The sequence below is a fragment of the Ruegeria sp. CDSB117 genome (assembly GCF_059611005.1).
Genome location: NZ_JBXWOS010000007.1, coordinates 131,244 through 155,658, shown reverse-complemented (window position 1 = coordinate 155,658; position 24,415 = coordinate 131,244). Strand labels below are relative to the sequence as shown.

24 protein-coding genes, 1 other RNA gene and 1 riboswitch are annotated in these 24,415 nt (G+C 58.3%); of the genes, 15 read left to right on the top strand and 10 right to left on the bottom strand.

Translation table 11 applies throughout. The features are described from left to right. Positions 1–12 precede the first annotated feature (12 nt). Positions 13–519, bottom strand: coding sequence for a c-type cytochrome (locus AC2FJC_RS10325; RefSeq protein ID WP_496739459.1), 507 nt, complete (start codon positions 517–519; stop codon positions 13–15). A gap of 119 nt (positions 520–638) precedes the next feature. Here AC2FJC_RS10325 and AC2FJC_RS10320 point away from each other — a divergent pair, with 119 nt between their 5' ends. Next, on the top strand, positions 639–1,472 hold the full coding sequence (locus AC2FJC_RS10320; protein WP_496739434.1) for a prephenate dehydratase: 834 nt from the start codon (positions 639–641) through the stop codon (positions 1,470–1,472). A 12-nt stretch (positions 1,473–1,484) separates the two neighbouring features. Here the strand turns inward: AC2FJC_RS10320 and AC2FJC_RS10315 are convergent, their stop codons facing one another. The 3 genes from AC2FJC_RS10315 to nudC are packed head-to-tail and all read right to left on the bottom strand — an operon-like array spanning position 1,485 to position 3,467. Beyond that, positions 1,485–1,952, bottom strand: coding sequence for a GNAT family N-acetyltransferase (locus AC2FJC_RS10315; RefSeq protein WP_496739433.1), 468 nt, complete (start codon positions 1,950–1,952; stop codon positions 1,485–1,487). Positions 1,953–1,978: 26 nt separating this feature from the next. After that, positions 1,979–2,446 carry an SRPBCC family protein gene (locus tag AC2FJC_RS10310; protein WP_496739432.1) on the bottom strand — a complete coding sequence of 156 codons (468 nt, stop codon included), beginning with the start codon at positions 2,444–2,446 and terminating at the stop codon, positions 1,979–1,981. A 40-nt stretch (positions 2,447–2,486) separates the two neighbouring features. Beyond that, positions 2,487–3,467 (bottom strand): NAD(+) diphosphatase, encoded by a 981-nt coding sequence (gene nudC, locus AC2FJC_RS10305; RefSeq protein ID WP_496739431.1) that lies wholly within the window; start codon positions 3,465–3,467, stop codon positions 2,487–2,489. A gap of 207 nt (positions 3,468–3,674) precedes the next feature. On the opposite strand from nudC, the gene AC2FJC_RS10300 reads away from it, so the two are divergent. The 3 genes from AC2FJC_RS10300 to rsgA all read left to right on the top strand — a co-directional run bounded on the left by AC2FJC_RS10300 (position 3,675) and on the right by rsgA (position 6,829). Beyond that, a complete protein-coding gene (locus AC2FJC_RS10300; RefSeq protein ID WP_496739458.1) occupies positions 3,675–5,504 on the top strand; it encodes a bifunctional 2',3'-cyclic-nucleotide 2'-phosphodiesterase/3'-nucleotidase in 1,830 nt (609 codons plus the stop codon). A 39-nt stretch (positions 5,505–5,543) separates the two neighbouring features. Next, an RNA gene (gene ffs, locus AC2FJC_RS10295) (signal recognition particle sRNA small type) lies at positions 5,544–5,642 on the top strand. A 158-nt stretch (positions 5,643–5,800) separates the two neighbouring features. Next, entirely contained in the window at positions 5,801–6,829 is a 1,029-nt protein-coding gene (gene rsgA / locus AC2FJC_RS10290) for a ribosome small subunit-dependent GTPase A (protein ID WP_496739430.1), read from the top strand. Between the two features lie 8 nt (positions 6,830–6,837). On the opposite strand, the gene AC2FJC_RS10285 is transcribed toward rsgA, so the two are convergent. Beyond that, complete coding sequence (locus AC2FJC_RS10285; protein WP_496739429.1) at positions 6,838–7,695, bottom strand: alpha/beta hydrolase family protein; 858 nt, start codon at positions 7,693–7,695, stop codon at positions 6,838–6,840. A 144-nt stretch (positions 7,696–7,839) separates the two neighbouring features. After that, positions 7,840–8,059, top strand: a riboswitch (cobalamin riboswitch). Positions 8,060–8,143: 84 nt separating this feature from the next. On the opposite strand from AC2FJC_RS10285, the gene AC2FJC_RS10280 reads away from it, so the two are divergent. Continuing rightward, entirely contained in the window at positions 8,144–8,551 is a 408-nt protein-coding gene (locus AC2FJC_RS10280; RefSeq protein ID WP_282120274.1) for a hypothetical protein, read from the top strand. A 7-nt stretch (positions 8,552–8,558) separates the two neighbouring features. Here AC2FJC_RS10280 and AC2FJC_RS10275 read toward each other — a convergent pair whose 3' ends face one another. Next, on the bottom strand, positions 8,559–9,056 hold the full coding sequence (locus AC2FJC_RS10275) for a protein-tyrosine phosphatase family protein (protein ID WP_496739428.1): 498 nt from the start codon (positions 9,054–9,056) through the stop codon (positions 8,559–8,561). A 157-nt stretch (positions 9,057–9,213) separates the two neighbouring features. Here AC2FJC_RS10275 and AC2FJC_RS10270 point away from each other — a divergent pair, with 157 nt between their 5' ends. The 3 genes from AC2FJC_RS10270 to recR all read left to right on the top strand — a co-directional run bounded on the left by AC2FJC_RS10270 (position 9,214) and on the right by recR (position 12,355). Beyond that, a complete protein-coding gene (locus AC2FJC_RS10270; RefSeq protein WP_496739427.1) occupies positions 9,214–10,965 on the top strand; it encodes a DNA polymerase III subunit gamma/tau in 1,752 nt (583 codons plus the stop codon). Positions 10,966–11,352: 387 nt separating this feature from the next. Continuing rightward, the gene (locus AC2FJC_RS10265) at positions 11,353–11,697 is read left to right on the top strand and encodes a YbaB/EbfC family nucleoid-associated protein (RefSeq protein WP_496726610.1); all 345 of its coding nucleotides are present in this window, start codon (positions 11,353–11,355) and stop codon (positions 11,695–11,697) included. A 64-nt stretch (positions 11,698–11,761) separates the two neighbouring features. Continuing rightward, a complete protein-coding gene (gene recR, locus AC2FJC_RS10260; RefSeq protein WP_496726609.1) occupies positions 11,762–12,355 on the top strand; it encodes a recombination mediator RecR in 594 nt (197 codons plus the stop codon). Between the two features lie 70 nt (positions 12,356–12,425). Here the strand turns inward: recR and AC2FJC_RS10255 are convergent, their stop codons facing one another. Further along, the gene (locus tag AC2FJC_RS10255; RefSeq protein WP_496726608.1) at positions 12,426–12,923 is read right to left on the bottom strand and encodes a lactoylglutathione lyase family protein; all 498 of its coding nucleotides are present in this window, start codon (positions 12,921–12,923) and stop codon (positions 12,426–12,428) included. 198 nt (positions 12,924–13,121) lie between these two features. Between AC2FJC_RS10255 and AC2FJC_RS10250 the strand changes: the two genes are divergently transcribed. Then, positions 13,122–13,610, top strand: a complete 489-nt coding sequence (locus tag AC2FJC_RS10250) for a hypothetical protein (RefSeq protein ID WP_496739426.1) — start codon at positions 13,122–13,124, stop codon at positions 13,608–13,610. Here the strand turns inward: AC2FJC_RS10250 and AC2FJC_RS10245 are convergent. After that, positions 13,607–14,248, bottom strand: a complete 642-nt coding sequence (locus AC2FJC_RS10245; RefSeq protein ID WP_496739425.1) for a ribonuclease T2 family protein — start codon at positions 14,246–14,248, stop codon at positions 13,607–13,609. The genes AC2FJC_RS10250 and AC2FJC_RS10245 overlap by 4 nt on opposite strands. Positions 14,249–14,376: 128 nt before the next feature. Here AC2FJC_RS10245 and AC2FJC_RS10240 point away from each other — a divergent pair, with 128 nt between their 5' ends. Together AC2FJC_RS10240 and AC2FJC_RS10235 are read left to right on the top strand one after the other, a co-directional pair. Beyond that, complete coding sequence (locus tag AC2FJC_RS10240; protein WP_496739424.1) at positions 14,377–15,138, top strand: DUF1013 domain-containing protein; 762 nt, start codon at positions 14,377–14,379, stop codon at positions 15,136–15,138. A 53-nt stretch (positions 15,139–15,191) separates the two neighbouring features. Next, complete coding sequence (locus tag AC2FJC_RS10235; RefSeq protein WP_496739423.1) at positions 15,192–15,581, top strand: hypothetical protein; 390 nt, start codon at positions 15,192–15,194, stop codon at positions 15,579–15,581. Positions 15,582–15,619: 38 nt separating this feature from the next. Here the strand turns inward: AC2FJC_RS10235 and AC2FJC_RS10230 are convergent, their stop codons facing one another. After that, positions 15,620–16,648 carry a permease gene (locus tag AC2FJC_RS10230; protein WP_496739422.1) on the bottom strand — a complete coding sequence of 343 codons (1,029 nt, stop codon included), beginning with the start codon at positions 16,646–16,648 and terminating at the stop codon, positions 15,620–15,622. Then, positions 16,641–16,949, bottom strand: coding sequence for an ArsR/SmtB family transcription factor (locus tag AC2FJC_RS10225; protein ID WP_170563391.1), 309 nt, complete (start codon positions 16,947–16,949; stop codon positions 16,641–16,643). Before AC2FJC_RS10225 ends, AC2FJC_RS10230 begins: the two co-directional genes overlap by 8 nt. A gap of 134 nt (positions 16,950–17,083) precedes the next feature. On the opposite strand from AC2FJC_RS10225, the gene pdxR reads away from it, so the two are divergent. From pdxR to AC2FJC_RS10205, 4 genes are all read left to right on the top strand, one after another. Further along, positions 17,084–18,544 (top strand): MocR-like pyridoxine biosynthesis transcription factor PdxR, encoded by a 1,461-nt coding sequence (gene pdxR / locus AC2FJC_RS10220; protein WP_496739421.1) that lies wholly within the window; start codon positions 17,084–17,086, stop codon positions 18,542–18,544. A gap of 124 nt (positions 18,545–18,668) precedes the next feature. Continuing rightward, a complete protein-coding gene (gene xsc / locus AC2FJC_RS10215) occupies positions 18,669–20,444 on the top strand; it encodes a sulfoacetaldehyde acetyltransferase (protein WP_058272524.1) in 1,776 nt (591 codons plus the stop codon). A gap of 4 nt (positions 20,445–20,448) precedes the next feature. Next, the gene (gene pta / locus AC2FJC_RS10210) at positions 20,449–21,471 is read left to right on the top strand and encodes a phosphate acetyltransferase (protein ID WP_496735682.1); all 1,023 of its coding nucleotides are present in this window, start codon (positions 20,449–20,451) and stop codon (positions 21,469–21,471) included. A gap of 78 nt (positions 21,472–21,549) precedes the next feature. Beyond that, complete coding sequence (locus AC2FJC_RS10205) at positions 21,550–24,363, top strand: molybdopterin oxidoreductase family protein (protein WP_496739420.1); 2,814 nt, start codon at positions 21,550–21,552, stop codon at positions 24,361–24,363. Positions 24,364–24,415 lie beyond the last annotated feature (52 nt).

The window sequence follows — 24,415 nt, the reverse complement described above, 5'->3', positions numbered from 1 at the left end:
CTGAGCGAAAGATCAGTTGATGGTCTGTAGGTAGGCAATCAAGTCGGCCCGCTCCTGCGGTTTTTTCAGACCAGCAAAGCTCATTGTGGTGCCCGAGATATAAGCGCTTGGGCGGGTTAGGAATGCGTCCAGTGCTTCGGGCGTCCAGTTGCCGCCATGCGCCTGCATTGAGGCCGAATAGCCGCCAAAGCCTTTCGCAGATGCAACCGGACGGTCCACAATCGCGAAGAGGTACGGGCCAGTACCGTTTGCACCGTCTTCCAGCTTGTGGCACGCGGTGCACTTGCGGAATACGCGGGCGCCTTTGTCTGGGTCGGCGGCGGCCAGCATGTCTTCGAACACCACTTCTTCGCCGTCAGCGCTTTCACCAGAGCTTTCGGTTTCGATAATATACGAGGCCGTCTCACCATGCCCATCCGCATGGTAAAGCACTTCGGCACCCCATTTGGCCAGAAGCAGCACCAGGAAGGTGCCAAACAGGCCTGCTGCGGCCTTGGTAACTGTCATCGTGTCGAACATTGATCGCGAGTCCATTTCAGCTGTCTGCGGGGTGTCTAAGGCTTCCCCTTACAAGAGGCAAGGTATAGACACCGCGACTAAACGCCCAATTATCGAACTTGTTGCACGGAATCGACCAAATGACCAAACGTATTGCATTTCAGGGAGAACCCGGCGCTTACAGCCACGAGGCCTGCCGTAATGCCCGCCCAGATATGGAGGCCCTGCCCTGCCGGACTTTCGAAGATGTGATCGAATCGGTGCGCGCAGGTGAGGCTGAATTGGCAATGCTGCCAGTCGAAAACACTACGTATGGCCGGGTTGCCGACATTCACCGCTTGCTTCCCCACAGCGGGTTACACATCATCGAAGAAGCGTTCGTGCGCGTTCACATCAACCTTCTTGCCGTACCGGGTGCCAAACTTGAGGATGTAACCGAGGCACACTCGCACCTGGTTCTTTTACCGCAATGCGCCGGGTTTTTGAAAGAACACAACATCAAAGGACGTGTCAGCCCCGACAACGCGCGGGCGGCCCGCGAGGTCTCGGAACAAGGCGAGGTGCATTCAGCAGCATTGGCCAGCGAGTTGGCCGGCGAAATCTACGGCTTGAACGTACTTGCCCGGCACATTGAAGACCGCGACAACAACACCACGCGCTTTTTGGTGATGTCAGAGCAGGCCGACATGTCGCGCCGGGGTGAGCACGGCATGATCACCAGTTTTGTTTTTCAGGTGCGCAACATTCCGGCCGCGCTTTACAAGGCGATGGGTGGGTTTGCGACCAACGGCATCAACATGACGAAACTGGAAAGCTACATGGTCGATGGTTCGTTCACCGCGACCCAGTTTTATGCCGATATCGTGGGCCACCCGGACGACCGGAACGTTCAGCTGGCGATGGAAGAACTGGAACACTTCACCACGAATGTCGAGATTTTGGGCGTCTACCCAGCGGCTCAACCGCGCGGCTGAAGCGACCCCGGCTCAAGTCACGGTGAAGCTTTTGCACAGAGCAACCTCGTGTCGCCGGTAATCCACAAAGCCCATCGCCGAATAATAGGCCAATCCTTCGGCGTTTGTGGCCGAAATGGTCGCATCAATAGCCGGTAGTCCACTTTCCCGTGCCGCCAAGAGCGTCGCACGAAACAGGGCACGCCCGACACCGCGCCGTGCGGCAGACGGGCGAATATGCGTTCCAATGACACCCCACCCAACCGGAGCGCCATACGGATTGTTTTCGACCGCCCATTTCAGCGACTGAAATCCCAGGACCTGTTCCCCCTGAACAGCGACGGAACATCTGATCCGGTCGGGGTCGGCCTCGTAATGCTCGCGGGCAAAATCAACGTTGCAACGCTTGGTACGCTTTCCGGCCGCTACGATGTCCCGCAGCACCTCTGAGATACCTTGGGCATCCGTCAACACCGCCTCACGAACACTAAAGCTATCCATCTCGTTCCCACCACAGCTTTGGGCAATCAACCACCATGAATGTGACGTTGTTCCATTTCCCGTGCGAACTCGGTCAAGCGCAACTGAAACTGTCGCCGAAACCGGGATTGCCCAAGCCTTAGTGATTGTAACAGCAGCCGCGCAGGGAGGGATTTGGCTGACAGGGACATATCAACGCTTAGACGCGTGCGGCGCTGCGACAGGGCCAAAAGCTCCACCGTCGTGACCCCGTTCATCCCCTTGCTTGCCGCTTCGAACCGCATCAGCAAAGGTGGGTCGCATTCGGCCATCTGCACAGAAATCTGACGTGGCTTTCCGCGTAACCTGAATTCTGTTTCCCAACTGGTGCCCGGAACAACGCCCAATTCGCCCGAAATCCGCCGGACCTCGATCCCGCGCCGCATTGCGATCCGTTCGAATCGGTCAAAGTCGGCCACCATTTCGAACACCGAGTTGATGGGAGCTTCGATATCTTCGCGCACTGTAAACTGCATTGTGGTTCGGGGTTCTCTCGCTTTTCAGAACAGTATTTTTTCAGTCCAATGTATCCGCAAGCCAGTTTTGCAAAAGAAAATGCGCAATCGCTCCCTTGCGGGCTGGCAGCAGAACGGGGTGTTCACCGGCAAAGGCCTGCATCATCTCGGATTTGGTAACCCACATCGCATCTTCGATTTCGACCGGGTCGATGGTGATGACGCGCGACAACGCCTCACCCGCGCAGCCGAACATCAACGAGGCCGGAAACGGCCAGGGCTGGCTGGACAGGTAACGGACCTCACCCACGGGCACCCCGGCTTCTTCCATCACTTCGCGTCGGACCGCGGCCTCAAGCGTTTCACCCGGTTCAACAAACCCTGCCAACAGCGAATACATCCCTTCTGGCCAGCCCGGCGAACGCCCCATCAGAACTGAATCGCCACGGGTAATCAACATGATGACGACCGGATCGGTACGTGGAAAATGCTGCCCGCCGCATGACGGACAACTGCGCTGCCACCCCGCCTGCGCAAGTTCACTGGCTGCGCCGCACCGGGCGCAAAACCGATGCGTTTCGTGCCATGCGGTCACCGCCTTGGCCGAAGCCGCCAGTTCGGCGTCACGCGTCGACAAACGGGTCATGATCCGGCGCAGTTCGGCAAAGACATGGCCGTGGGGCAAGTCCGGGTGCTGTTGCTCTGACTTGTCGATAAAGCCTCCGACACCGGACACGTCCAACCCATCAGCCGTCCAGTCCGAAATATCAAAGGCAAACACCGGCGCATCGTCCGACAGCCCCAAGAACACAGGCTGCTCGACAGAACCTCCCGGCCCGGTTTCGACCAGCTTATGTGACATGGCGATCAGTCCCAACTGATCCAGCGCCTCGCCCTGAACCAAAACCTTACCGCGCCACAAGAGCAGGCATTTTGCATTGGGATGCCCCCGCGCCCCCGCGACCGCATCAGCATCCCCGCGAATATGCGCCGCACGATCCAGCCCCGAGCTACCAAACGTCACATATTCCGCATTTTTCATAAGTTATCCTTAGACTTGTCCGCACAGGGCTGCCATGTCGGCCAATCAGTTGCAACGGTATTTCACCCCCAAAACCACAGGTCGCCATCGAATGAACACAGCTAAGCCTTGCAATTCACTGTGATTAATCTTTTTGTTGAAAATGACTAAGACAAAACTGCCAAAAGTAGAAATTTGAAACCTTCCCCTTCTCTGCATCCGCAGTCCGTGCGGGTCCGAATACTGGCCACCACGGATCTTCATATGAACTTGAGGAGTTTTGATTACTATTCTGACACCCCTGAACCCACAATCGGCCTGACCCGAACCGCCAGCCTGATCCGTGAAGCCCGAACTGAGGCGCAGGCGGATGGCTCAACCGTGCTGCTTTTTGACAACGGCGATTCGCTGCAGGGAACTCCGGTTGGGGAGCTGGCCGTCGAGCAGGCCGATAAGCCTCATACGCTGATGCAGGCGTTTGGCGCGTTAGAGTATGATGCGATCGGGTTGGGAAATCATGATTTCGGGTTCGGTCAAGATATACTGGACAGCATCCTTTCGCAGGCCCCCTGTCCAGTGGTTTGCAGCAATGTTCATCGCCCGGGTGCCAACGAGGTCTGGCAGGATCAGGCAGTTCTAACCCGCCGGGTTGAGGTCGCGGGGCACCAAGCCTCGCTAACCGTCGGCGTCTTCTCGGTCGTTCCGCCGCAGACCCGGAATTGGGAATCTCATCGGCTGGGTAATGACGTCCGGATAGACGACATTCTGACCTGCGCGCGCACTAAAGTGTCAGAGCTTCGATCCCACGGCTGCGACGTGATCATCGCGCTTGCCCATACGGGGCTGGGGTCCGTCGACCCCGCGCCCGATCTTGAAAACGCGATAATCCCCCTTGCCGCGATTGAGGGTATAGACGCCATCATCGCCGGGCACACGCATCTGACCCTGCCGGGGAAGTCACACGCTGGGCTGGAACACGTCGATGCCACTGGCGGTATGGTGCATGGCACACCTGTTGTCATGCCGGGATCTGCCGGATCTCATCTTGGCGTGATTGATCTGACGCTGGTTGCCTCGGCAGAAAAGGGCTGGTCGGTCGCGGCTCATCGCACTGAACTGCGCCCGGTCTCAGGTGCTGACCCGGCGGCCGAAGACCCGCTGTTGGTGGCGCTGTTTTCAGATGTGCATTCCGCAACACGAAAACGAGCCGAGGAACCAATTGGGCATACGGATCAGCACCTGCACAGCTATTTCAGCTTTTGCACCAAAGATCGCGGGCTTGCGATGGTGGCCGCAGCACAGGCTTCGGCCGTGCGCCAGATCCTGAAGGGCACACCCCATGAAGCGACACCTTTGCTGTCTGCCGTGGCGCCTTCGAAATTCGGTGGTCGCGCCGGGCCTCGCTTTTACTCGGACATTCCTGCGGGCGTAATGCGCATGCGCCATGTGGCCGATCTGAACATCTTTCCAAACGAACTTCGTGCAATCGAGGTGTCAGGAGAGCACATCAGAGATTGGCTTGAAATGTCTGCGGGCGTTTTCAATCAGGTGAAACCCGGCGCGCAAACTGAATTGGTCAATCCTGATCGAGCCGGACACAATTTCGATGTTCTGTTCGGGCTAAGCTACGTGATCGACCTCAGCGTACCGCCTCGGTTCGATACGGAAGGGCGACTGGTAAATCCGGCATACCGGCGCATCTCAGATCTTCGTTTCCAAGGCCACGCAGTGACGGCCGAACAACGCTTTGTCGTTGCACTGAACAATTATCGGGCCAGCGGCGGTGGACATTTTCCGTTCATACAAGACGCCGAAGTCATCAACGTTCCAGCCTTGCCGATCCAACACGCATTGAAGGGCTACCTGACCGGTGCAATGCCCACAGAATCGCTGGAACAAGGTCCCTGCCCATTCCGTTTTGCGCCCATGCCGGGGTCCTCTGTCCTGTTGAAGACCGGTCCAAAGGCACAGTGTCACCTCGCGGACATCGCAGAGTTTAGCCCAAAGCTGGCTGGCACGGATGCCGAAGGGTTTTTGCGCATTCAACTCACACTGTGACGGGTTGTCATTTCTGCGTGTCTTCCCTATATCGATTTTCGAGAGGTTGGCGCGGGCGAGCGCCTCGCCAACCTGGTCAGGTCCGGAAGGAAGCAGCCACAACGAGCCCCGCTTGGGTCGATGTCCAACCTCTCACTTACTTGAACCGCTAGCCACAGGAGGGCTTTTATGATTGTAGCAAAAACCCTTTGGGCAGAGCGTTTCTGAGGCCGACCCTCACACCTGCCTGAACACATTACCGCTGGATGCGCGACCGCCATCCAGACGGCTTGCTGTACCTGAACACAGGCAGAACAATGTCCTTTACACTTTCGGACCTGGGATGGTCCTCACACTTTGCCGCCCAACATGCGGCCAATCCTTCATGCGTTCCCTTTCGCATCACAGCGGTTCACCGTGATCGTCTGATCGGTGCAAACATCAACAGTGAAACACCTCTGCTCACCCTGACCCAACCGACGGGCGACTTCGCCGTCGGCGACTGGGTATTGGCAGATGATCAAAACCGCGTTCAGTACCTGCTGGACCGTCGAAGCCTTCTGAAACGCCGCGCCGCCGGAACCGGGGCCGAGGCTCAGTTGATTGCTGCCAATGTGGATGTGCTGTTCATCGTCAGTTCCTGCAATGCCGACTTCAATCTGGCCCGGCTGGAACGGTATTTGGCTTTGGCACATCAGGCCGGGTGCTATCCGGTCGTCATACTAACCAAGGCCGATACCTGCACCGATCCTGATAAATACTCAAAAGCGGCCGTGTCGCTGTCTCCGTTTCTGACCGTGCTGGCAATCAATGCTTTGGATGCCATGGACGTTCAACAAGTTCTGTCCTGGTGCCCCACCGGGCAGACCGCTGCACTGGTCGGCTCATCCGGTGTCGGCAAGACAACATTGGTCAACGCCATGACGGGCCTGGATGAGGCAACCTCCGGCATTCGCGAAGACGACGCGCGCGGGCGGCACACGACAACTGCCCGCGCGTTGCATCCGATGCAGAACGGAGGCTGGCTGGTCGATACACCGGGCATGCGGGCTTTGCGGTTGCTGGATGCGCAGGATGGCGTCGATGAGGTCTTTTCTGACATTCTGGAATTGGCTCAGACCTGCCGCTTTTCCGATTGTCAGCATCAGGCCGAGCCGGGCTGCGCCGTGCAGGATGCGATTGCAAACGGATCACTGGACACCGAGCGGTTGGAGCGCTGGCGAAAGCTGCGGCGCGAAGATGAAAGGAACTCGGAAACCGTTGCGCAGTCTCGTGCGCGCGACAAGGCCTTTGGTAAGATGGTACGATCGGTGATGCAGGACAAGAAATCCCGCAAAAATCTGTAAGTACCGGCTCAGGCGATCAACCGGCGCCATATGGCCGCATTTCGGCGCGCAAATGCGCCGATGTGACCGACCTCGGCCAATCCAAAGTCTTTCGGCGACAACTGATGCCGGCGGGCTTTGGGACCGTAAAGATCGGCCAGGCGCCAAACCGCGTTCGGGGGCACCACCTGATCATCGTCCATTGTGAACAGATCGACGGGTGTTTCCGACGCAACCCAACGGGCCTCTGGAAGGCTGTTGCCGATATCTGGCACGTAGTTCAGTGCATTGGTGCACCATTTGCGCCACTGCCAGTAGACACGTGCCGGAAGGTCCGAGCCGAACCCAAGCGCCTTGCCCGGCAGGTATCCCAATGCCTTAACCAGCAATGGCGGGTGGGCATACCAAAACATTGTCGCCAGTGCGCGATACGGCCAGGGGTGGTCGGATACCGTCACCAAACCTGAACAGACACAGATCATCCGGTCGATCTGCTCAATATCGGGCTGAATTGGCCCCAGCATTCCACCCACCGAATGGCCAATGCTCCACTGCTGGGCGGCGGGAAATCTGCGCCGCATTTCAGCGCGGGCAGCGGGCATGTCGATCAACGCCCAATCGGCCATCGTGGCCTGCGAATCGCGCAGGCGCCCGCGTAGAGAGTGGCCAAAATCGCGATAGTCATAGGTCAGACAGGCCATACCCTGTTCTTCCACCAACCACCGCGCAAAATGCTGGTAATAGTCGCGCGGTACGCCTGTGGCTGCATGGACTACAACCGCCACATCAGGTGCCGAGGCAGGCATATACAGCCGTGCCGACAGTTCGGCCTCTCCGGCAGAAAACGTGAAATCTTCGGTCAAAACGACCGGAGTGCTGTCCAACATGGTGCCCTCGCAAGCATCTGAACTATTCGGTTCACATATGGCATATCGGCGCTTTTGCGCGACTAGAGTCAACAGATTTTCAAAGTGACCAAGCGTCCACTTGAACGATGGAAAACAGCCCGCTTGACTCAAGCCACCTCCAACCGCTAGCGATGAGGTGATGGTTCTCGTCCTTATATTGGGGCGGGATGAAAAGGGAACTCGGTGCGGTCCAGCCCGGCAATGCCGGGACGGACCAAGGCCGCGACTGCCCCCGCAACTGTAAGCGGTAAGCAATGCCGAAATACCACTGGCCGAAAGGCTGGGAAGGTCGGCAAAGCAATGACCCGCAAGTCAGGAGACCTGCCATCAAAGTAAAAACCGAAACTCGGGCGGGGTGTCCGGGCAGGTCTTCAGTACGCTGAGTTCCCTGTTCCACGTCCCCCGCTCACCGCGCGGAGGGCGCATTATGATCTGGAAGACAACGACCCACGAATTCACCGCCACCCTGTGCCAGAAAACGGGGAAAACCTGCCCCGCATTGGCCCAAATGGCTCGGGCATTGGCCGAGGCGATGGCAACAGCACAACCAATGACGACCAGCGAATTTGAGGTGGACGGCTCCAGCGAACTGACCCATTGCGATGAGGGTTGCACCGCACGGTTTCGCGCCAGCCCGGCCCGGATCAGGGTCTATTGCGGGGCAAACACGGGCGACTCGGCCGACACGTTGGACGAATACGCCGATATGATGTTCAACCCTGACTTTTCCACTCTGCCTGCTGGTGTTTTGGCGGCCTTGCCTTGCGCCATGCTTCAGGCATCGGCCCTTGCACCGCGTCCATCGCATCAGGTTGTTCAACAAGCCACGGCCTGATCCTAGTTCACCGATCGCTCTGGGCCGGTTTCATGGCCCAAGCCATCTGCTCATCCGTTTCCACCGCGCATGGTCGGGCCAAGCGCAGCCGGTTTAGCGCGTGGTTTGGATCTTCACCGCTTTCCACCATGAGCCTCAGCGCGACCATCCCCGACCGCCCACAACCGCCCCGGCAATGCACCAGCACGCGTCCACCGTCGGACAGAACCTGCCGGGCGGCTGCGCTGGCTTGGGGCCAAAGAGTTTCGATTGGCTGGGGCGGCGTGCCAAAATCCTCGACCGGAAGATGCACCCAGGTAGCGGACCTGCTTTGAACGTCTCGACCAAAACCGCCTGCGCCGACCTGCTGCATCTCGGCCTCGGTGGTCATTGAAATCACCAGATCGGGGTTCCAGTCCTGTATCACCCTCAGATCATCCACATACCCACCGCCGCCGCCCGGCAAGGGGGACAGCGCCAAGGTGCCTGAGCCAACAGGCAGCGCGTAGATTGCAAATTTTGCCAAAGCTTATGCTCCTACTGCCACCGGCCCACCCGATTTTGAAAGCCGGTTTATCCCGCTTACAGACGCTGTCCAAACCGAAATTCCACAAAGCCTGCTGTGGACGCGGGCGGTCAGGGTCTCTACGCTGCATTTCTGACACGAATCTGACAGAGCAGACATGACCGAAACGCCCAGCCCCGCCTATCAGGTTCTTGCCCGCAAGTACCGCCCCGAAACCTTTGCAGATCTGGTTGGACAGGACGCAATGGTGCGCACGCTGAAAAACGCGTTCGAAGCGGATCGGATCGCGCAGGCCTTTATCATGACCGGTATTCGCGGCACCGGCAAAACCACCACTGCCCGGATTATCGCCAAAGGTATGAACTGCATCGGTCCCGATGGTGAAGGCAAGCCAACGACCGAACCTTGTGGTCAGTGCGAGCATTGCGTTGCCATCATGGAAGGCCGGCATGTCGACGTGATGGAGATGGACGCCGCCAGCCGAACCGGCGTGAACGACATCCGCGAGATCATCGACAGTGTCCGATATCGTGCCGCCAGTGCGCGTTATAAGATTTACATCATTGACGAAGTTCACATGCTGTCGACCAGCGCTTTCAATGCCCTGCTCAAAACGCTTGAGGAACCGCCCGAACATGTAAAGTTCATATTTGCGACGACCGAAATCCGCAAGGTTCCAGTGACGGTTCTGTCGCGCTGTCAGCGGTTTGACCTGCGCCGGATCGAACCCGAAGACATGATCGGTCTGCTTAACAAGATCGCCGCGGCGGAAAACGCACAGATCGCCGAAGACGCGCTTGCTTTGATCACACGTGCGGCCGAAGGGTCTGCGCGCGATGCAACATCGCTGTTGGATCAGGCTATCTCGCATGGCGCCGGGGAAACCAGCGCCGATCAGGTTCGGGCAATGCTTGGCCTTGCAGATCGCGGGCGCGTGCTGGATCTAATGGACATGATCCTGCGTGGCGATGCGGCTGGGGCATTGACTGAGTTGAGCGGCCAGTATGCCGAAGGGGCCGATCCGCTGGCTGTTCTGCGCGATCTAGCCGAGATCACCCATTGGGTTTCCGTGGTCAAAATCACGCCCGATGCCGCCGATGACCCCACTGTCTCACCGGATGAACGCGCGCGGGGTCAACAGATGGCCGAGGCGCTGCAGATGCGGGTGTTGACGCGCATGTGGCAGATGTTGCTGAAAGCGCTGGAAGAGGTCTCTGCAGCACCCAACGCGATGATGGCCGCCGAAATGGCAATCATTCGTCTGACCCATGTGGCTGATTTGCCCAGCCCCGAAGAACTTATCAAACGACTACAGGATGCGCCTCCCCCCCCACCGAACGGGGGGCCCGGCGGTGGTGTGGCTGTGCCAACTCAAGCGCCTGCACAGGCGACATCATCTGCGCATCTCTCGGCCCAGCGTGGACCGGCAGGGGCACCCACCGCAGCGTTTGCCCAGGACATCCAGACCGCGCTGGCACGCTATCCAACCTTCGAACACGTGGTCGAGTTGATCCGCACCAACCGGGACGTAAAACTGTTGGTTGAGGTCGAAAACGGTGTGCGTCTCGTCTCGTATTCCCCAGGACGGATCGAGTTCACGCCGACGGACAAAGCGCCGACCGATCTGGCGCAAAGGCTTGGTTCAGCCTTGCAACGCTGGACCGGAAACCGATGGGCCGTCTCAATCGTGGCCGATGGGGACGCGGCAACAATCGCCGAGGTTCGAGACGCGGCTGATCTGGCGTTGAAAGCGCAGGCCGAACAACACCCATTGGTTCAAGCCGTTCTGATGCAGTTTCCCAAAGCGCGCATCAAACGGATCGAAACCCCGGAGGAACGCGCCGCCAAGGTAGAAACCGAAGCACTGCCTGAGGTCGAAGACGAATGGGACCCGTTCGAGGAGGATTAACAGCTGCACTTTGCACACATCGATGCGGTCTACTACGAAGCATGCGAAGTTTTTAACCCTGGCTGGGATGGCGAACCGGTTAGCGAATTGGTCGAAGCAGTTGCTCTCACCTTGCATCCGGTATCCATGGTCTTGCTGGTGTTGTCTGCTATAGCAATCTGGCGCGGAAACCTATGGATCGCATTGGCGACGTCCTTCGCTTGGGCGATTTGGGCGGCTCACATTTTTGTCGACGACTTGATGGATGACTCGCGTAGATCGGCGGCAGACATCGGGTGCATCGGTCATTCCACCCTGTTCATAGGGCTGGCAATTGCGCTATGTGCGTCGATGACACTTTACGCTGTATATGTTCGCCTAAGGCGATCACAATTTAGGAGACAGTAAATGCTCAAAGGACTCGGCGGTCTGGGCGATATGGCCAAGATGATGAAATCCGCACAGGATTTGCAGACCAAGATGACGGATATGCAGGAAGAGCTGAACAACATGATGGTTGTGGGCGAATCCGGTGCGGGGCTGGTGAAGGCCACCGCCACCGCAAAAGGCGAGCTGAAGGGTTTGGACATCGATCCGTCGATCTTCAACGGCGACGATAAGGAAGTTGTCGAAGATCTGATTCTGGCCGCTATCAAGGACGCGCAAACCAAAGCGGCCGAGCGCTCTCAGGCCGAGATGGCAAGGCTGACCGAAAGCATGGGTCTGCCCGCAGACATCAAGCTGCCGTTCTGATAGACACTCCTGACGACCCAAAGGCCGGGCACCCCTGTCCGGCCCTTTTGCAGGAGCGCACGCCGTGAGTTCGAACAGCGATATCGACAATCTGATCGACCTGATGGCCAAACTGCCCGGCCTCGGGCCCCGCTCGGCCCGCCGCGCAGTGCTGCACCTGATCCGAAAGCGCGCCCTGCTGCTGACGCCCCTGTCGGACGTAATGCAGCAGGTGGCTGCCACCGCCCGCGAATGCCTGAATTGCGGCAACGTGGGCACCACCGATATCTGCGACATCTGCGATAGCGAGGATCGCGCGACCGGAGAGTTGTGCGTGGTCGAAGATGTGGCTGATCTCTGGGCGATGGAACGCGCTGCAGTTTTCAAGGGTCGCTATCACGTTTTGGGCGGCACATTGTCGGCTCTGGATGGGGTCGGACCGGACGAACTGCGCATTCCCCGACTCAAGGATCGGGTGATGGCCGAAGGGATTTCTGAGGTCATTCTGGCCCTAAATGCCACTGTCGATGGCCAGACCACCGCCCACTACATCGCGGATCAGTTGGAGGGACAGGTCCGCCTGACCTCACTGGCGCAGGGTGTTCCGATTGGGGGCGAGCTTGATTATCTGGACGACGGGACGATTACGGCGGCGCTGAGGGCACGAAAAGAACTCTGAGTCTTGCGATACGGCGACAACCGGAAAGGATTCGCCTCTTCCGGTTGCACACCAAGGTCTGTTCCGATTGTCAGGTGTAAGCACCCGACGAATACGTCAATTCATAGGAATGGCTGTATATCTCGAAGACGATACCAAATGGGTCTTCGACGTAGACCATGCGATAGGGTTTCTCACCGGGATAATAGTATCGGATCGGCATCCGTTGTTTGCCGCCAGCCGCCACGATTTTTTCTACCAAGCCTTCGACATCCGGGTCCTGGACGCAAAAATGAAACGTACCGTTCTGGCGAAAGTCGATATTGTTTTCAGGCACATAGTTCCCGTGAAACTCGAAAAGTTCAAAACCAACGCGATCAGCGGTCGCGAGATGCGCAATACGCAGTTTTTTCCATTCCGGGCCAAACACATCAGTGCACATGACACCGATATCCGTGTCATCCTCTACCACATCCGTTGGTGGCATGATTACGTAAAAACCAAGGACTTCGGAGTAGAATTTTACGGCCTCGTCAACGTTTGGGACGGACAATCCGATGTGAGAAAATGTTCTTGGATGTTGCGGCATGGCACGCTCCTTAATTTTATGGAGCGAAAACTATTGTGCCGCGGCCGAGTTTCAAGCGTTCGCCCTGCGAGGCATAGCCGGGTTCCACTATGCACATAGGTCTTTGTTCGCGGTCGCATCAATCAAGAATGGCCTTTGCCTCCTGCACGCGGCGTGTACTATGGCTGCGACCTTATCCATTTGATATTGGAAACTGTTATGAAACGCCTATTTGCCCTCGCGCTTGCCGCCTTTACAGCCACCGCCGCGTTTTCGCAGGAACTGATCGACAAAGGCTTTGTCGAGGGCTGGAACATTATGATGGACCCAGCGCTCGGAAACGGCTGTCTGATTCAAACGATCTACCAAGACCTCTCGGTCGTGCGGTTGGGCTATGATGCGCTGGATAATCGCGGGTATTTCGCCGTCTACAACAAGGCGTGGGGCGACATCAAACAGGGCGAGAGTTATCCGATCCGGTTCGATCTGGACGGCAAAAGCTATGATGCCACTGCCATCGGCTTCAATCAGCGCGATGTGCCCGGCGCGACCGTGTTTTTCACCGACCGCAGCTTCGTGAATGCGATTGCGCAGAACAAGACCATGACGGTTTACAACCCTGCGGGTGAGACGGTGATGGCGATTGATCTGAAAGGTACGGCCAAAGCGCTGGAGTATGCGCGGGACTGCCAGAACAAGAAACTCTAACGAATCGGATCGAACAGCGCGTCTTTGGCGGTGCAATCGCGGATCACGTCACGACCACAGGGAACGGGTTCAAGGTCGCGCGACAGGCACAGCCGGACCTCTTCTATATAGCCCTGCTTGCAGGTCACAGTGATCATATCGCGCTCAAGGCCGGGGTTGGCTTTCAGAAAGGCTTCTTCCACGACCGATGCAGGCAGTTTGACCGAGGCGTCCAGCTTGCGGAATACCTGAGGACGCTCAACCGTCTCATACGCCTGCCGGGACAGCGCATAATAGTCGGACGCGCTGAGGCCCGAGCAGGTGCCGTGCTTTTTCCACTGATGCCACGCGAGGCCAGAACTGCCCTGAATATCGGTCATTTCGCGTGACATAGCGCGCGATGGCGGCGCCTCGGGCGTGCGGCAGAAGGCGGGCCAGCCCTGATGGTACTGAGGCCACAGACCATGCAGGATCCAGCCATGGTCATGCCGGGTGTCGCATTGATCCGATCCGCGCGCGTCGCCTTCGCGGGCGCACCAGTTTGGCGACCAGCTAAGCGACAAGACATAGTAGTCAAACTCGCCTGCCTTTTCGCCGTCGCCCAGCGCCGCCATTGCACCGAAAATCCACGAAACCAGCCCCAATACAACGCAGCGCATTCGCCTCTTCCCTTCTTGCCTTGGCGCGACTATATACGGACCAAGTTCCCCGACAACGGAAACCTGCCCTAAAAAAGGGGCCGCCGAATTCCGGCGACGGGAAAGATGTATTTATAGGAGACGGGCTGATGGCAAAACCGCTTATGGCCAAGGCAACAGCCGTATGGCTGGTGGACAACACCACGATCAGCTTCAAGCAGATCGCGGATTTCGTAGGCATGCACGAGCTTGAGGTGCAGGGCATCGCAGACGGCGATGTGGCCGCTGGCGTGAAAGGCTTTGACCCCATCGCCAACAACCAGCTGACCCAGGACGAGATCGACACCGCGCAGAACAACCCGCTGCACAAGCTGAAGCTCAAGTTCAACCCCGCTGCAAGCGGCGAGGAAAAGCGTCGCGGTCCGCGCTATACTCCGCTGTCCAAGCGTCAGGACCGTCCGAACTCGATCCTGTGGCTGGTCAAGTTTCACCCGGAACTCAGCGACGGTCAGATCGCCAAGCTGGTGGGCACCACCAAGCCGACCATCCAGTCGATCCGTGAACGGACCCACTGGAACATTTCCAACATGCAGCCGATCGACCCCGTTGCCCTGGGTCTGTGCAAACAGTCCGAACTGGACGCGATCGTGCAGAAGGCCGCAGCCAAGAAAGCTGCCGAAGGTGGCGTCATGAGCGATGACGAGCGCCGCAAGCTGGTCTCGACCGAACAATCGCTGGAAATGGACGCGGCGCCGAAGATCCCGACTGCCATCGAAGGTCTGGAAACCTTCTCGCTGTCGGACGACCCTGCGGAAGAAAAAGAAGAAGAACCAATCCTCGACGCGGACAGCTTCTTCAACCTGCCCAAAGGCGGTGCCGACGACGAAGACGAAGACGATCCGCGCCCCTAAGGCACAGACAGCCTCGGCCTGAACGGACCGGGGCTTTTTTTTACGAGAAAGCCATGCTGAACGTTCTTTCCAAACTATTTGGACCGCATCGCGCCGTTTCGATCTATGCCTTCCTGAAGACCTGGGGTTTGCCCGTGGCAGGCGGTGTTGGTCTTGTTGCCGTCGCTGCTGGTTTGCTGATTTTCAACGACAGCGGTGAGCACGAGCATGAGGCCTTCATGACCGTCAACGTCCTGTCTGCGACACCCATCAACGGCGACCTCAAAAACGGCGTGATAGCATCGGTCCGGCTGCCGGATGGATCTGCGACCTCGGTCACTTCGACTGACGCTCCGATCTCACAAACCGTTGGCACTACGGCTTGCATAGAAAAGCGTGTGTTTGTGGATAGTGGTGAGGCCCGGTATCGGTTCAAACTACCGCGCTATTGCGAAACCGGTTAAGAAAAACCGCCCTGCAGCAACGCAGGGCGGTTTTCATTTCAGATCATCTGGAACAGGATACCTGCGACGATTGCGCCGGTAATGCCCAACCCCAGATAGGTCGCAAAGACCCGTGGTTTGACCAGCGACCAGACAGCAGCCATCGCCGGGATTGAACTGACCGCACCTGCGACCATAAAGGACATGGCAGCCCCTGCGCTCATCCCCTGTTCCGTCAACCCTGCCAACAGGGGCGGTGCGACGTAGGAGTTCAGGTAGGCAGGCATCCCGACCAGGGCTGCGATGACAATGGGCACGACCCCCTCGCCACCGACCACACGCGCGATCAGATCAGCGGGAACGTAGCTAACCAACAGCGCCTCAAGCACATAGGCCAACGCCAGCCATTTCAGCAGGAACAAGCCGTTGTGAACGAATTCGGAACGGAACCGCTGACGGCGCTCGGGCTCCTGCCAAAACTTCCAGATCGGTTTGTCGTCCTGTTTGGGGCCGCAACCGCATCCAGTTGGCTTGTATTCACGCAGAGGCTGGGCAAAGGCCCCGCTGCGCATCAGGGCACGGACGACAAACCCGCCAAACAGACCCAATGCAACCGCTGCGACGGCTTTACCGATCGCAAATGGCCAGCCCAAGGCGCCTGCAGTGATCAACAAGGTGGGTGGGTCAATCAGGGGTGAGCTGAGCCAGAATGCCATGACGGCAGACAGCGGTGCGCCAAGGGCCAGCAATCCAGCAATAAAGGGAATGACCTCGCAAGAACAGAAGGGGGCGAGCCCGCCAAACAGCGCCGCAAGAAAGATCATGCGTGTCTCACGCCCTTCGAATGCGCGGGCCACCATTACTTCGGCACCGGTTGCCTTGAGGTAGGACAGCAAGAGGACGGCAAACAGAATATACTGTCCGGTATGGGCGAGCGCTTTGCCCGCAAAGGTAACAACCTCTCCCCAGTTGCCGGGGTCCAGAATGGCGACAAGCGCCAGAATGACCACGATCACTGCCCAGGGGGTTTTGATCCATTCAACGGCAACTTTTACCGGTGCCTTTGGGTTTTGTGTCAACTCAGCCATCGTTCGCGGCCTTTCCCACTTCGTCTGCGCAGCATTCACTGAGGATGAATTGCGCGAGGTTTCTCAATTCATTGTAATTTGCTCGGTTGATGGTGACGCGCCCGACTTTCTCTTGCTCGACAACTCCACCGGCCGCGAGGAACCGAAGGTGGTGGGCCAATGTCGAAGGCGCGATTCCTGTGCGATTTTGAATTTCTCCGACGGTCAGGCCCGCTTCACCAGCCCTGACCAAGGTCTTCAGAACCTTTAGCCTCGCTTCAGAGCCCATGGCCGAAAATCCTGCTGCAGCTGTTTCCCACATCTGCTTTCTCCATTAAACTAGATTTCTAGTTATTTAGGTGAGTCGTTCTTTTTCGTCAAGCGCCTTGTTCACGAATTCTCGAGACGAGATTAAGTCCAGATTGCCCTCACCTTAAGTCCACCCTATAAGGCGCTATGGGAATATCGGTCGACACATTCTTTCTGGAACTGAACGGACAAGGCACGCTGCAGGCGCAGATCCAGCAGATGATTGCCGAAGGCATCTTGTCTGGCCGGTTCCACGTTGGGGAAAAGCTGCCCTCGTCTCGCAAATTGGCGGCGCATCTGGGTGTTAGCCGGATCACGGTGACATTGGCGTATACGGAACTTCTGGCCAATGACTACCTGACTGCCAAAGGCCGGTCGGGGTATTTCGTCTCGCAAAACGCGCCCGTGCCACCCAAGTATTCGCCTGTGCAAAAACGCGATGAAAATGTCGACTGGGACACGGCACTCGCACGCAGGTTCTCGGATGGGGACGTGCTGCCCAAGCCCAGTAATTGGCGCGATTACAAATACCCTTTCATCTATGGTCAGGCAGATCGGAAATTGTTTGACCACGCCAACTGGCGTCTCTGTGCGGTTCGGGCACTGGGTCATAAAGATTTTGCATCCCTGACCGGGGACTACATGGATCAGGATGATCCGCTGCTGATCGAATTCATCGCCCGTCACACGTTGCCGCGCCGCGGGATCGCCGCTCGCCCCGAAGAGATCTTGATCACAATGGGCGCGCAAAACGCGCTCTGGCTGGCCTCACGCATTCTTTTGAACCGCAACCGCACAGCGGTGATTGAAGACCCCTGTTACTATGCGCTGCGGGATCTGTTGAATCACTCCGATTGCAAGGTGTCGCCACTGGCCGTCGACAGCGACGGCCTGACCCCGGATGCGCTACCTGACGAAACAGACGTAATTTTCACCACCCCCAGCCATCAAAGCCCGACAACGGCAACCATGCCCGTTGAACGCCGCTACGAGCTGCTGAAACGCGCCCGCGAACTGGATGCTATGGTGGTCGAGGACGATTACGAGTTTGAAATGGCCTTTCTGGGATCGCCTTCCCCGGCCCTCAAGTCGATGGATCGCGACGGGCGGGTGATCTATGTGGGCAGCTTCTCGAAATCGCTGTTTCCCGGATTGCGCCTTGGCTACATTGTCGGGTCCGAGCCCTTTATCCGCGAGGCACGAGCCTTGCGTTCTTTGGTGCTGCGCCACCCGCCGGGCCATATCCAGCGCACTGCGGCCTATTTCCTGTCACTGGGCCATTACGATGCTCAGATTCGGCGTATGTCCAAGACCCTTGCCCGGCGCCGCGAAGCGTTGGATGCTGCAGTCGAACAGTACGGGCTTACCGTTGCCGGACGCGGAATCATGGGCGGCTCGTCTCTTTGGATGTCGGCCCCCGAGCGTGTGGACACGACCAAACTTGCCCAAAAGCTGCAGAGCCAGGGCGTCCATATCGAACCAGGCGCCCCGTTCTTCAATGGGTTGCACCGACCGCACAACTTCTATCGCCTTGGATACTCGTCCATTGGCCGGGACCGCATCGGGCCGGGCGTGAAACTGATCGCGGATGCCATCCGGTCCGCCTAGCACGACTCTGGACATATCCCGCCTAACGTTCTGGCCCTAACGCCGCTTCGCCCCTTGCGCCAAAACCGTATCAAAGGCGGGTGCTGTGCCCGAACCTTTCTTCAATTGTGCGGAGAACACTCAGATGAAAATGACCACTGAAGAGGCCTTTGTTAAGGTTCTGCAAATGCACGGTATCGAACATGCGTTCGGTATCATCGGCTCGGCGATGATGCCGATCTCGGATATCTTCCCGGCTGCAGGCATCAATTTCTGGGACTGCGCCCACGAAGGTTCCGGCGGCATGATGGCGGACGGCTACACCCGTGCCACCGGCAAGATGTCGATGATGATCGCGCAGAACGGCCCCGGCATCACCAACTTTGTGACTGCCGTTAAAACCGCATACTGGAACCACACCCCGGTTCTGCTGATCACTCCGCAGGCAGCCAACAAGACCATCGGTCAGGGTGGCTTCCAGGAAATGGAACAGATGCGCATGTTTGCGGACTGTGTTGCCTACCAGGAAGAACTGCGTGACCCCAGCCGTGTCGCCGAAGTTCTGAACCGCGTCATCCTGCAAGCCAAGCGTGCTTCGGCACCTGCTCAGATGAACATCCCGCGCGACATGTGGACTCAGGTCATCGACGTCGAACTGCCCAAGATCGTCGAATTCGCAGCGACCGCCGGTGGCAACGAAGCACTGGACGAAGCCGCAGCTCTGTTGTCCGACGCCAAATTCCCGGTCATCCTGAACGGTGCTGGCGTTGTTCTGTCCGGCGCGATCCCTGCATCCGCCGATCTGGCCGAACGTCTGACCGCACCGGTCTGCGTTGGCTATCAGCACAACGACGCCTTCCCCGGCTCGCACCCGCTGTTCGCTGGCCCGTTGGGCTATAACGGCTCGAAAGCCGGTATGGAACTGATCGCCAAAGCGGACGTTGTTCTGGCTCTGGGCACCCGTCTGAACCCATTCTCGACCTTGCCTGGTTACGGCATCAACTACTGGCCGACCGATGCCAAGATCATTCAGGTTGACCTGAACCCTGATCGTATCGGCCTGACCAAAGACGTGACCGTTGGCATCGTCGGCGACGCCAAGAAAGTGGCCGAAGGTCTGCTGGAACGTCTGGGCGACAACGCCGGTGAAGCAGGTCGCGAAGACCGCAAGAACCTGATCGCCACCACCAAATCGGCTTGGGCGCAAGAACTGAGCTCGCTGACCCACGAGAACGACGATCCGGGCACCACCTGGAACGAGCGTGCACGTGCCGCTAAGCCCGACTGGATGAGCCCCCGCATGGCATGGCGCGCAATTCAAGCGGCGCTGCCGACCGAGGCAATCATCTCGTCCGATATCGGCAACAACTGCGCCATCGGTAACGCGTACCCGTCCTTCGAAGAAGGCCGCAAGTACCTGGCACCTGGTCTGTTTGGCCCCTGTGGTTACGGCCTGCCTGCCGTTGTTGGCGCGAAAATTGGTTGCCCGGACGTTCCGGTTGTCGGTTTCTCGGGTGACGGCGCATTTGGTATCGCTGTGAACGAACTGACCGCAATTGGCCGCGAAGAATGGCCAGCCGTGACCCAGATCGTTTTCCGCAACTACCAGTGGGGCGCTGAAAAGCGTAACTCGACCCTGTGGTTCGACGACAACTTCGTTGGCACCGAACTGGACCAACAGGTCTCCTATGCCGGTATCGCAACCGCATGTGGTCTGAAAGGCGTCGTTGCACGCACTCAGGACGAGCTGACCGCGGCCCTGAACCAGGCGATCATCGACCAGAAAAATGGCATCACCACTCTGATCGAAGCCATGATCAACCAGGAACTGGGCGATCCCTTCCGTCGCGACGCCATGAAAAAGCCGGTCCGTGTTGCCGGTATCGACGCGGCTGACATGAATACGTCGGCCGGGGCATAATCGCGTGAAGCCACTACGCACAATTCTCGGAGCTGCTAGCAGCTCCGACAAGATCATCGCCCTCGCTGAGGGCGATGATCCACGTGTTGTTGAAGGTGCTTTGAAGGCCCGCAAGGAAGGTGTCGCGCGCATCATTCTGGTTGGTGACAAAGCCAAAGTAACTGCCCTGCTGGCCGAACAGGCTGGTCAGGATGTCGACGGCATCGAAATCCACGATCCATCGGACTCTCCCCATGCCGAAGCGTTTGCAGCTGAGCTTTTTGAGCGGCGCAAGCACAAGGGCATGACGCCTGAAAAGGCCGCTGAAGAAATCAAACACCGCCTGAACTATGCCGCGATGCTGGTTCATACCGGTAATGCCGACGGAACCGTCGGCGGAGCTGTTGAGACCACGTCGGCCACAGTGCGCGCCGCTTTGCAGATCATCGGCAAAGCGCCCGACGCGGCCATGGTTTCCAGCTTTTTCCTGATGCTCTACTGCCGCGATCACCACACGGTTCGCGGTGCGCACATCTTTGCCGATTGCGGCCTGGTCGTTGATCCGAACGAACAGGAACTGGCCGAAATCGCCCGGGCATCTGCCGCGTCTTTCAAGGCACTGACGCATGAGACACCCCGCGTTGCGATGCTGTCCTTTTCCACCGGCGGCAGCGCCAATCATCCGAAGGTCACGAAGGTCAGTGAGGCCACGCAGATTGCAAAGTCGGCTGACCCCGATCTGTTGATCGACGGCGAGCTGCAGTTTGACGCCGCATTCGTCCCCGAGGTGGCTGCAAAGAAAGCCAAGGATTCGCCCCTGCGCGGCGAGGCAAATGTCTTTGTGTTCCCGAACCTCGACGCAGGCAACCTTGGCTACAAGATCGCCCAGCGTATTGGGGGTGCCGAAGCAATCGGCCCGGTCCTTCAGGGACTGGCGAAACCGGCCAACGACCTTTCACGCGGATGCTCCGCCGAGGACGTTCTGCACATGATCGCGGTTACGGCCGTGCAAGCAGAAACATCCAAAACCCGGACAGACGCCTCGTAAATCCGGCTAAAGCGAAATACTATTCCGATTGATCTCTGCTCATGAGAATAATCGGATCAAAAGCCACAGGGACCAGAAATGAACCAGCCAATCATTAATACCTCTCCCAAGGTCTCTGACGAGGTCAGAAAAACAACGTGCTACATGTGCGCCTGTCGCTGCGGCATCAACGTACACATGAAGGACGGCAAGGTTGCCTATATCGAAGGCAACCGCGATCACCCGGTTAACAAGGGCGTCTTGTGCGCCAAGGGCTCGGCTGGGATCATGCAGGTCAATGCTCCTTCGCGTCTGCGCGCCCCACTGAAACGCGTCGGTCCACGTGGTTCGGGCAAGTTCGAAGAGATCAGCTGGGACGAGGCGCTGGACATCGCCGTTGGCTGGCTCAAGCCGATCCGCGAGGATAACCCCGAAAAACTGGCGTTTTTCACCGGCCGGGACCAGAGCCAGAGCTTCACCAGCTTCTGGGCGCAGAACTTCGGCACATGCAACTATGCAGCCCATGGTGGATTTTGCTCGGTCAATATGGCCGCAGGCGGCATTTACACGATGGGCGGTGCGTTCTGGGAATTCGGCCAGCCTGACTGGGATCACACCAAGCTGTTCATGCTGTTCGGTGTTGCCGAAGATCACGACAGCAACCCGATCAAGATGGGCATTGGCAAGATCAAGGCCCGTGGCGCACGGGTGATCGGCGTCAACCCGATCCGCTCGGGCTATAACGCGGTGGCTGATGATTGGGTCGGGATCACTCCGGGCACCGATGGGTTGTTCATCCTGTCGATGATCCACGTGCTGATGAAGGCCGGCAAGATCGATCTGGACTATCTCAGCCGTTACACCAACGCGCCGGTTCTGGTCGACGCGTCCGAAGGCCCCACAAAGGGTCTGTTCCTGCGCGATGGGAACGGCAAACCGCTGGTTGTTGATCGCAACACGGGCGAACTGACGGCGTTTGACAAACCGGGGGTCCGCCCCGACCTGTCGGCGACCTTTGAGAAGGATGGCGTCACCCACCGGCCCGTGTTCCATCTGATGGCCGAACGCTACCTCAGCGACGAATACGCGCCCGAGAACATCGCCGAGCAGTGTGGCATCCCCGCCACCCGTATCCGCGCCATCGCGGGCGAGTTGGCCCGCGTTGCCTTTGACGAGGCGTTCGAGTTGGAGCGCGAATGGACTGATTTCCGCGGCGAAAAACACACCAAGATGATCGGTCGCCCGGTTGCAATGCACTCGATGCGCGGTGTCTCGGCTCATGCCAACGGTTTCCAGACCTGCCGCGCACTGCACGTGTTGCAGATCATCCTTGGCACAGTCGAAGTCCCCGGCGGCTTCCGCTTCAAACCGCCCTATCCCAAACCGGTCGAGGCGCACCCGAGACCGCACTGCAAGGTGACCCCGAACACGCCGCTGGACGGCCCGCATCTGGGCTTTGTTCAAGGGCCAGAGGATCTGGCGCTGAAGGCAGACGGCAGCCCGGCGCGGATCGACAAGGCATTTACGTGGGACAACCCGATGTCCAGCCACGGGCTGATGCATATGGTGATCTCGAACGCACATGCGGGCGATCCCTACAAGATCGACACGCTGTTCATGTACATGGCCAACATGTCCTGGAACTCATCCATGAACACCAAAGGTGTCATGGAAATGCTGACGGACAAAGATGAAAACGGCGATTACGTAATCCCGCATATCATCTATTCCGACGCTTATTCGTCGGAGATGGTGGCCTATGCCGACCTGGTCCTGCCGGATACCACGTATCTGGAACGGCATGACTGTATCTCGCTGCTTGATCGCCCGATTTGCGAAGCGGATGCTGCAGCCGACGCAATCCGCTGGCCGGTGATTGAACCCGACCGGGATGTCAAAGGTTTCCAATCAGCGCTGGTCGAACTGGCCAACCGCTTGGGCCTGCCGGGCTTCACCAATGAAGACGGCAGCGCCAAATGGACAGATTACGCCGACTATATCGTCAATCACGAACGCAAGCCCGGCATCGGCCCACTTGCCGGTTTCCGTGGTGAAAACGGCGACAAGGAAGGCCGCGGCGAGGTCAACCCTGACCAGTTGAACCGCTATATCGAAAACGGCGGCTTCTACGTGGCCCACATCCCCGAAGGCGCGGATTACTACAAACCATGGAACGCAGCCTATCAGGATTGGGCTGTCGGCATGGGCATCTATGACAGCCCGCAGCCATACCTGTTCCAGCTCTATTCCGAGCCGATGCGCAAGTTCCAGCTTGCCGCCGAAGGCCATGGCGAACGTCAGCCCCCGGAACACCTGCGGGAACGCATCAAAGAGACATTGGACCCGATGCCCATCTGGTACGAGACCGACCAGACCGGCAATGAAGGCTTCACTGTCAACGCTCTGACCCAGCGCCCCATGGCGATGTATCACAGTTGGGGAACCCAGAACGCATGGCTGCGCCAGTTGCACGGCCGTAACCCACTTTATGTTCCGACCAAGCTGATGCGCGAGAATGGCCTGAGCGACGGCGATTGGGCCAAGGTGACCTCGCCGCATGGCGAAATCACGGTGCCGGTCATGGAAATGGCGGCGCTGAACGAAAACACCGTCTGGACCTGGAACGCCATTGGCAAACGCAAAGGCGCATGGGCATTGCAAGAAGACGCGCCCGAGGCCACCAAAGGGTTCCTGCTGAACCACCTGATCCACGAGCTGTTGCCGCCCAAAGGTGACGGCCTGCGGTGGGCGAACTCTGACCCCATCACCGGTCAGGCAGCCTGGTTCGACCTGAAAGTGAAGATCGAAAAAGCGGACGCACCTACGGATGCGCAAAGCCAGCCAGAATTCCCACCGATCGAATCTCCGGTCGGAACCGGACCAAAGGACTTGGCATGGAAGGTGGGCAAATGATCCGATCCGCACTTCATCAGGCCATAAATACACCGGTGTCTGGGGCAACGCC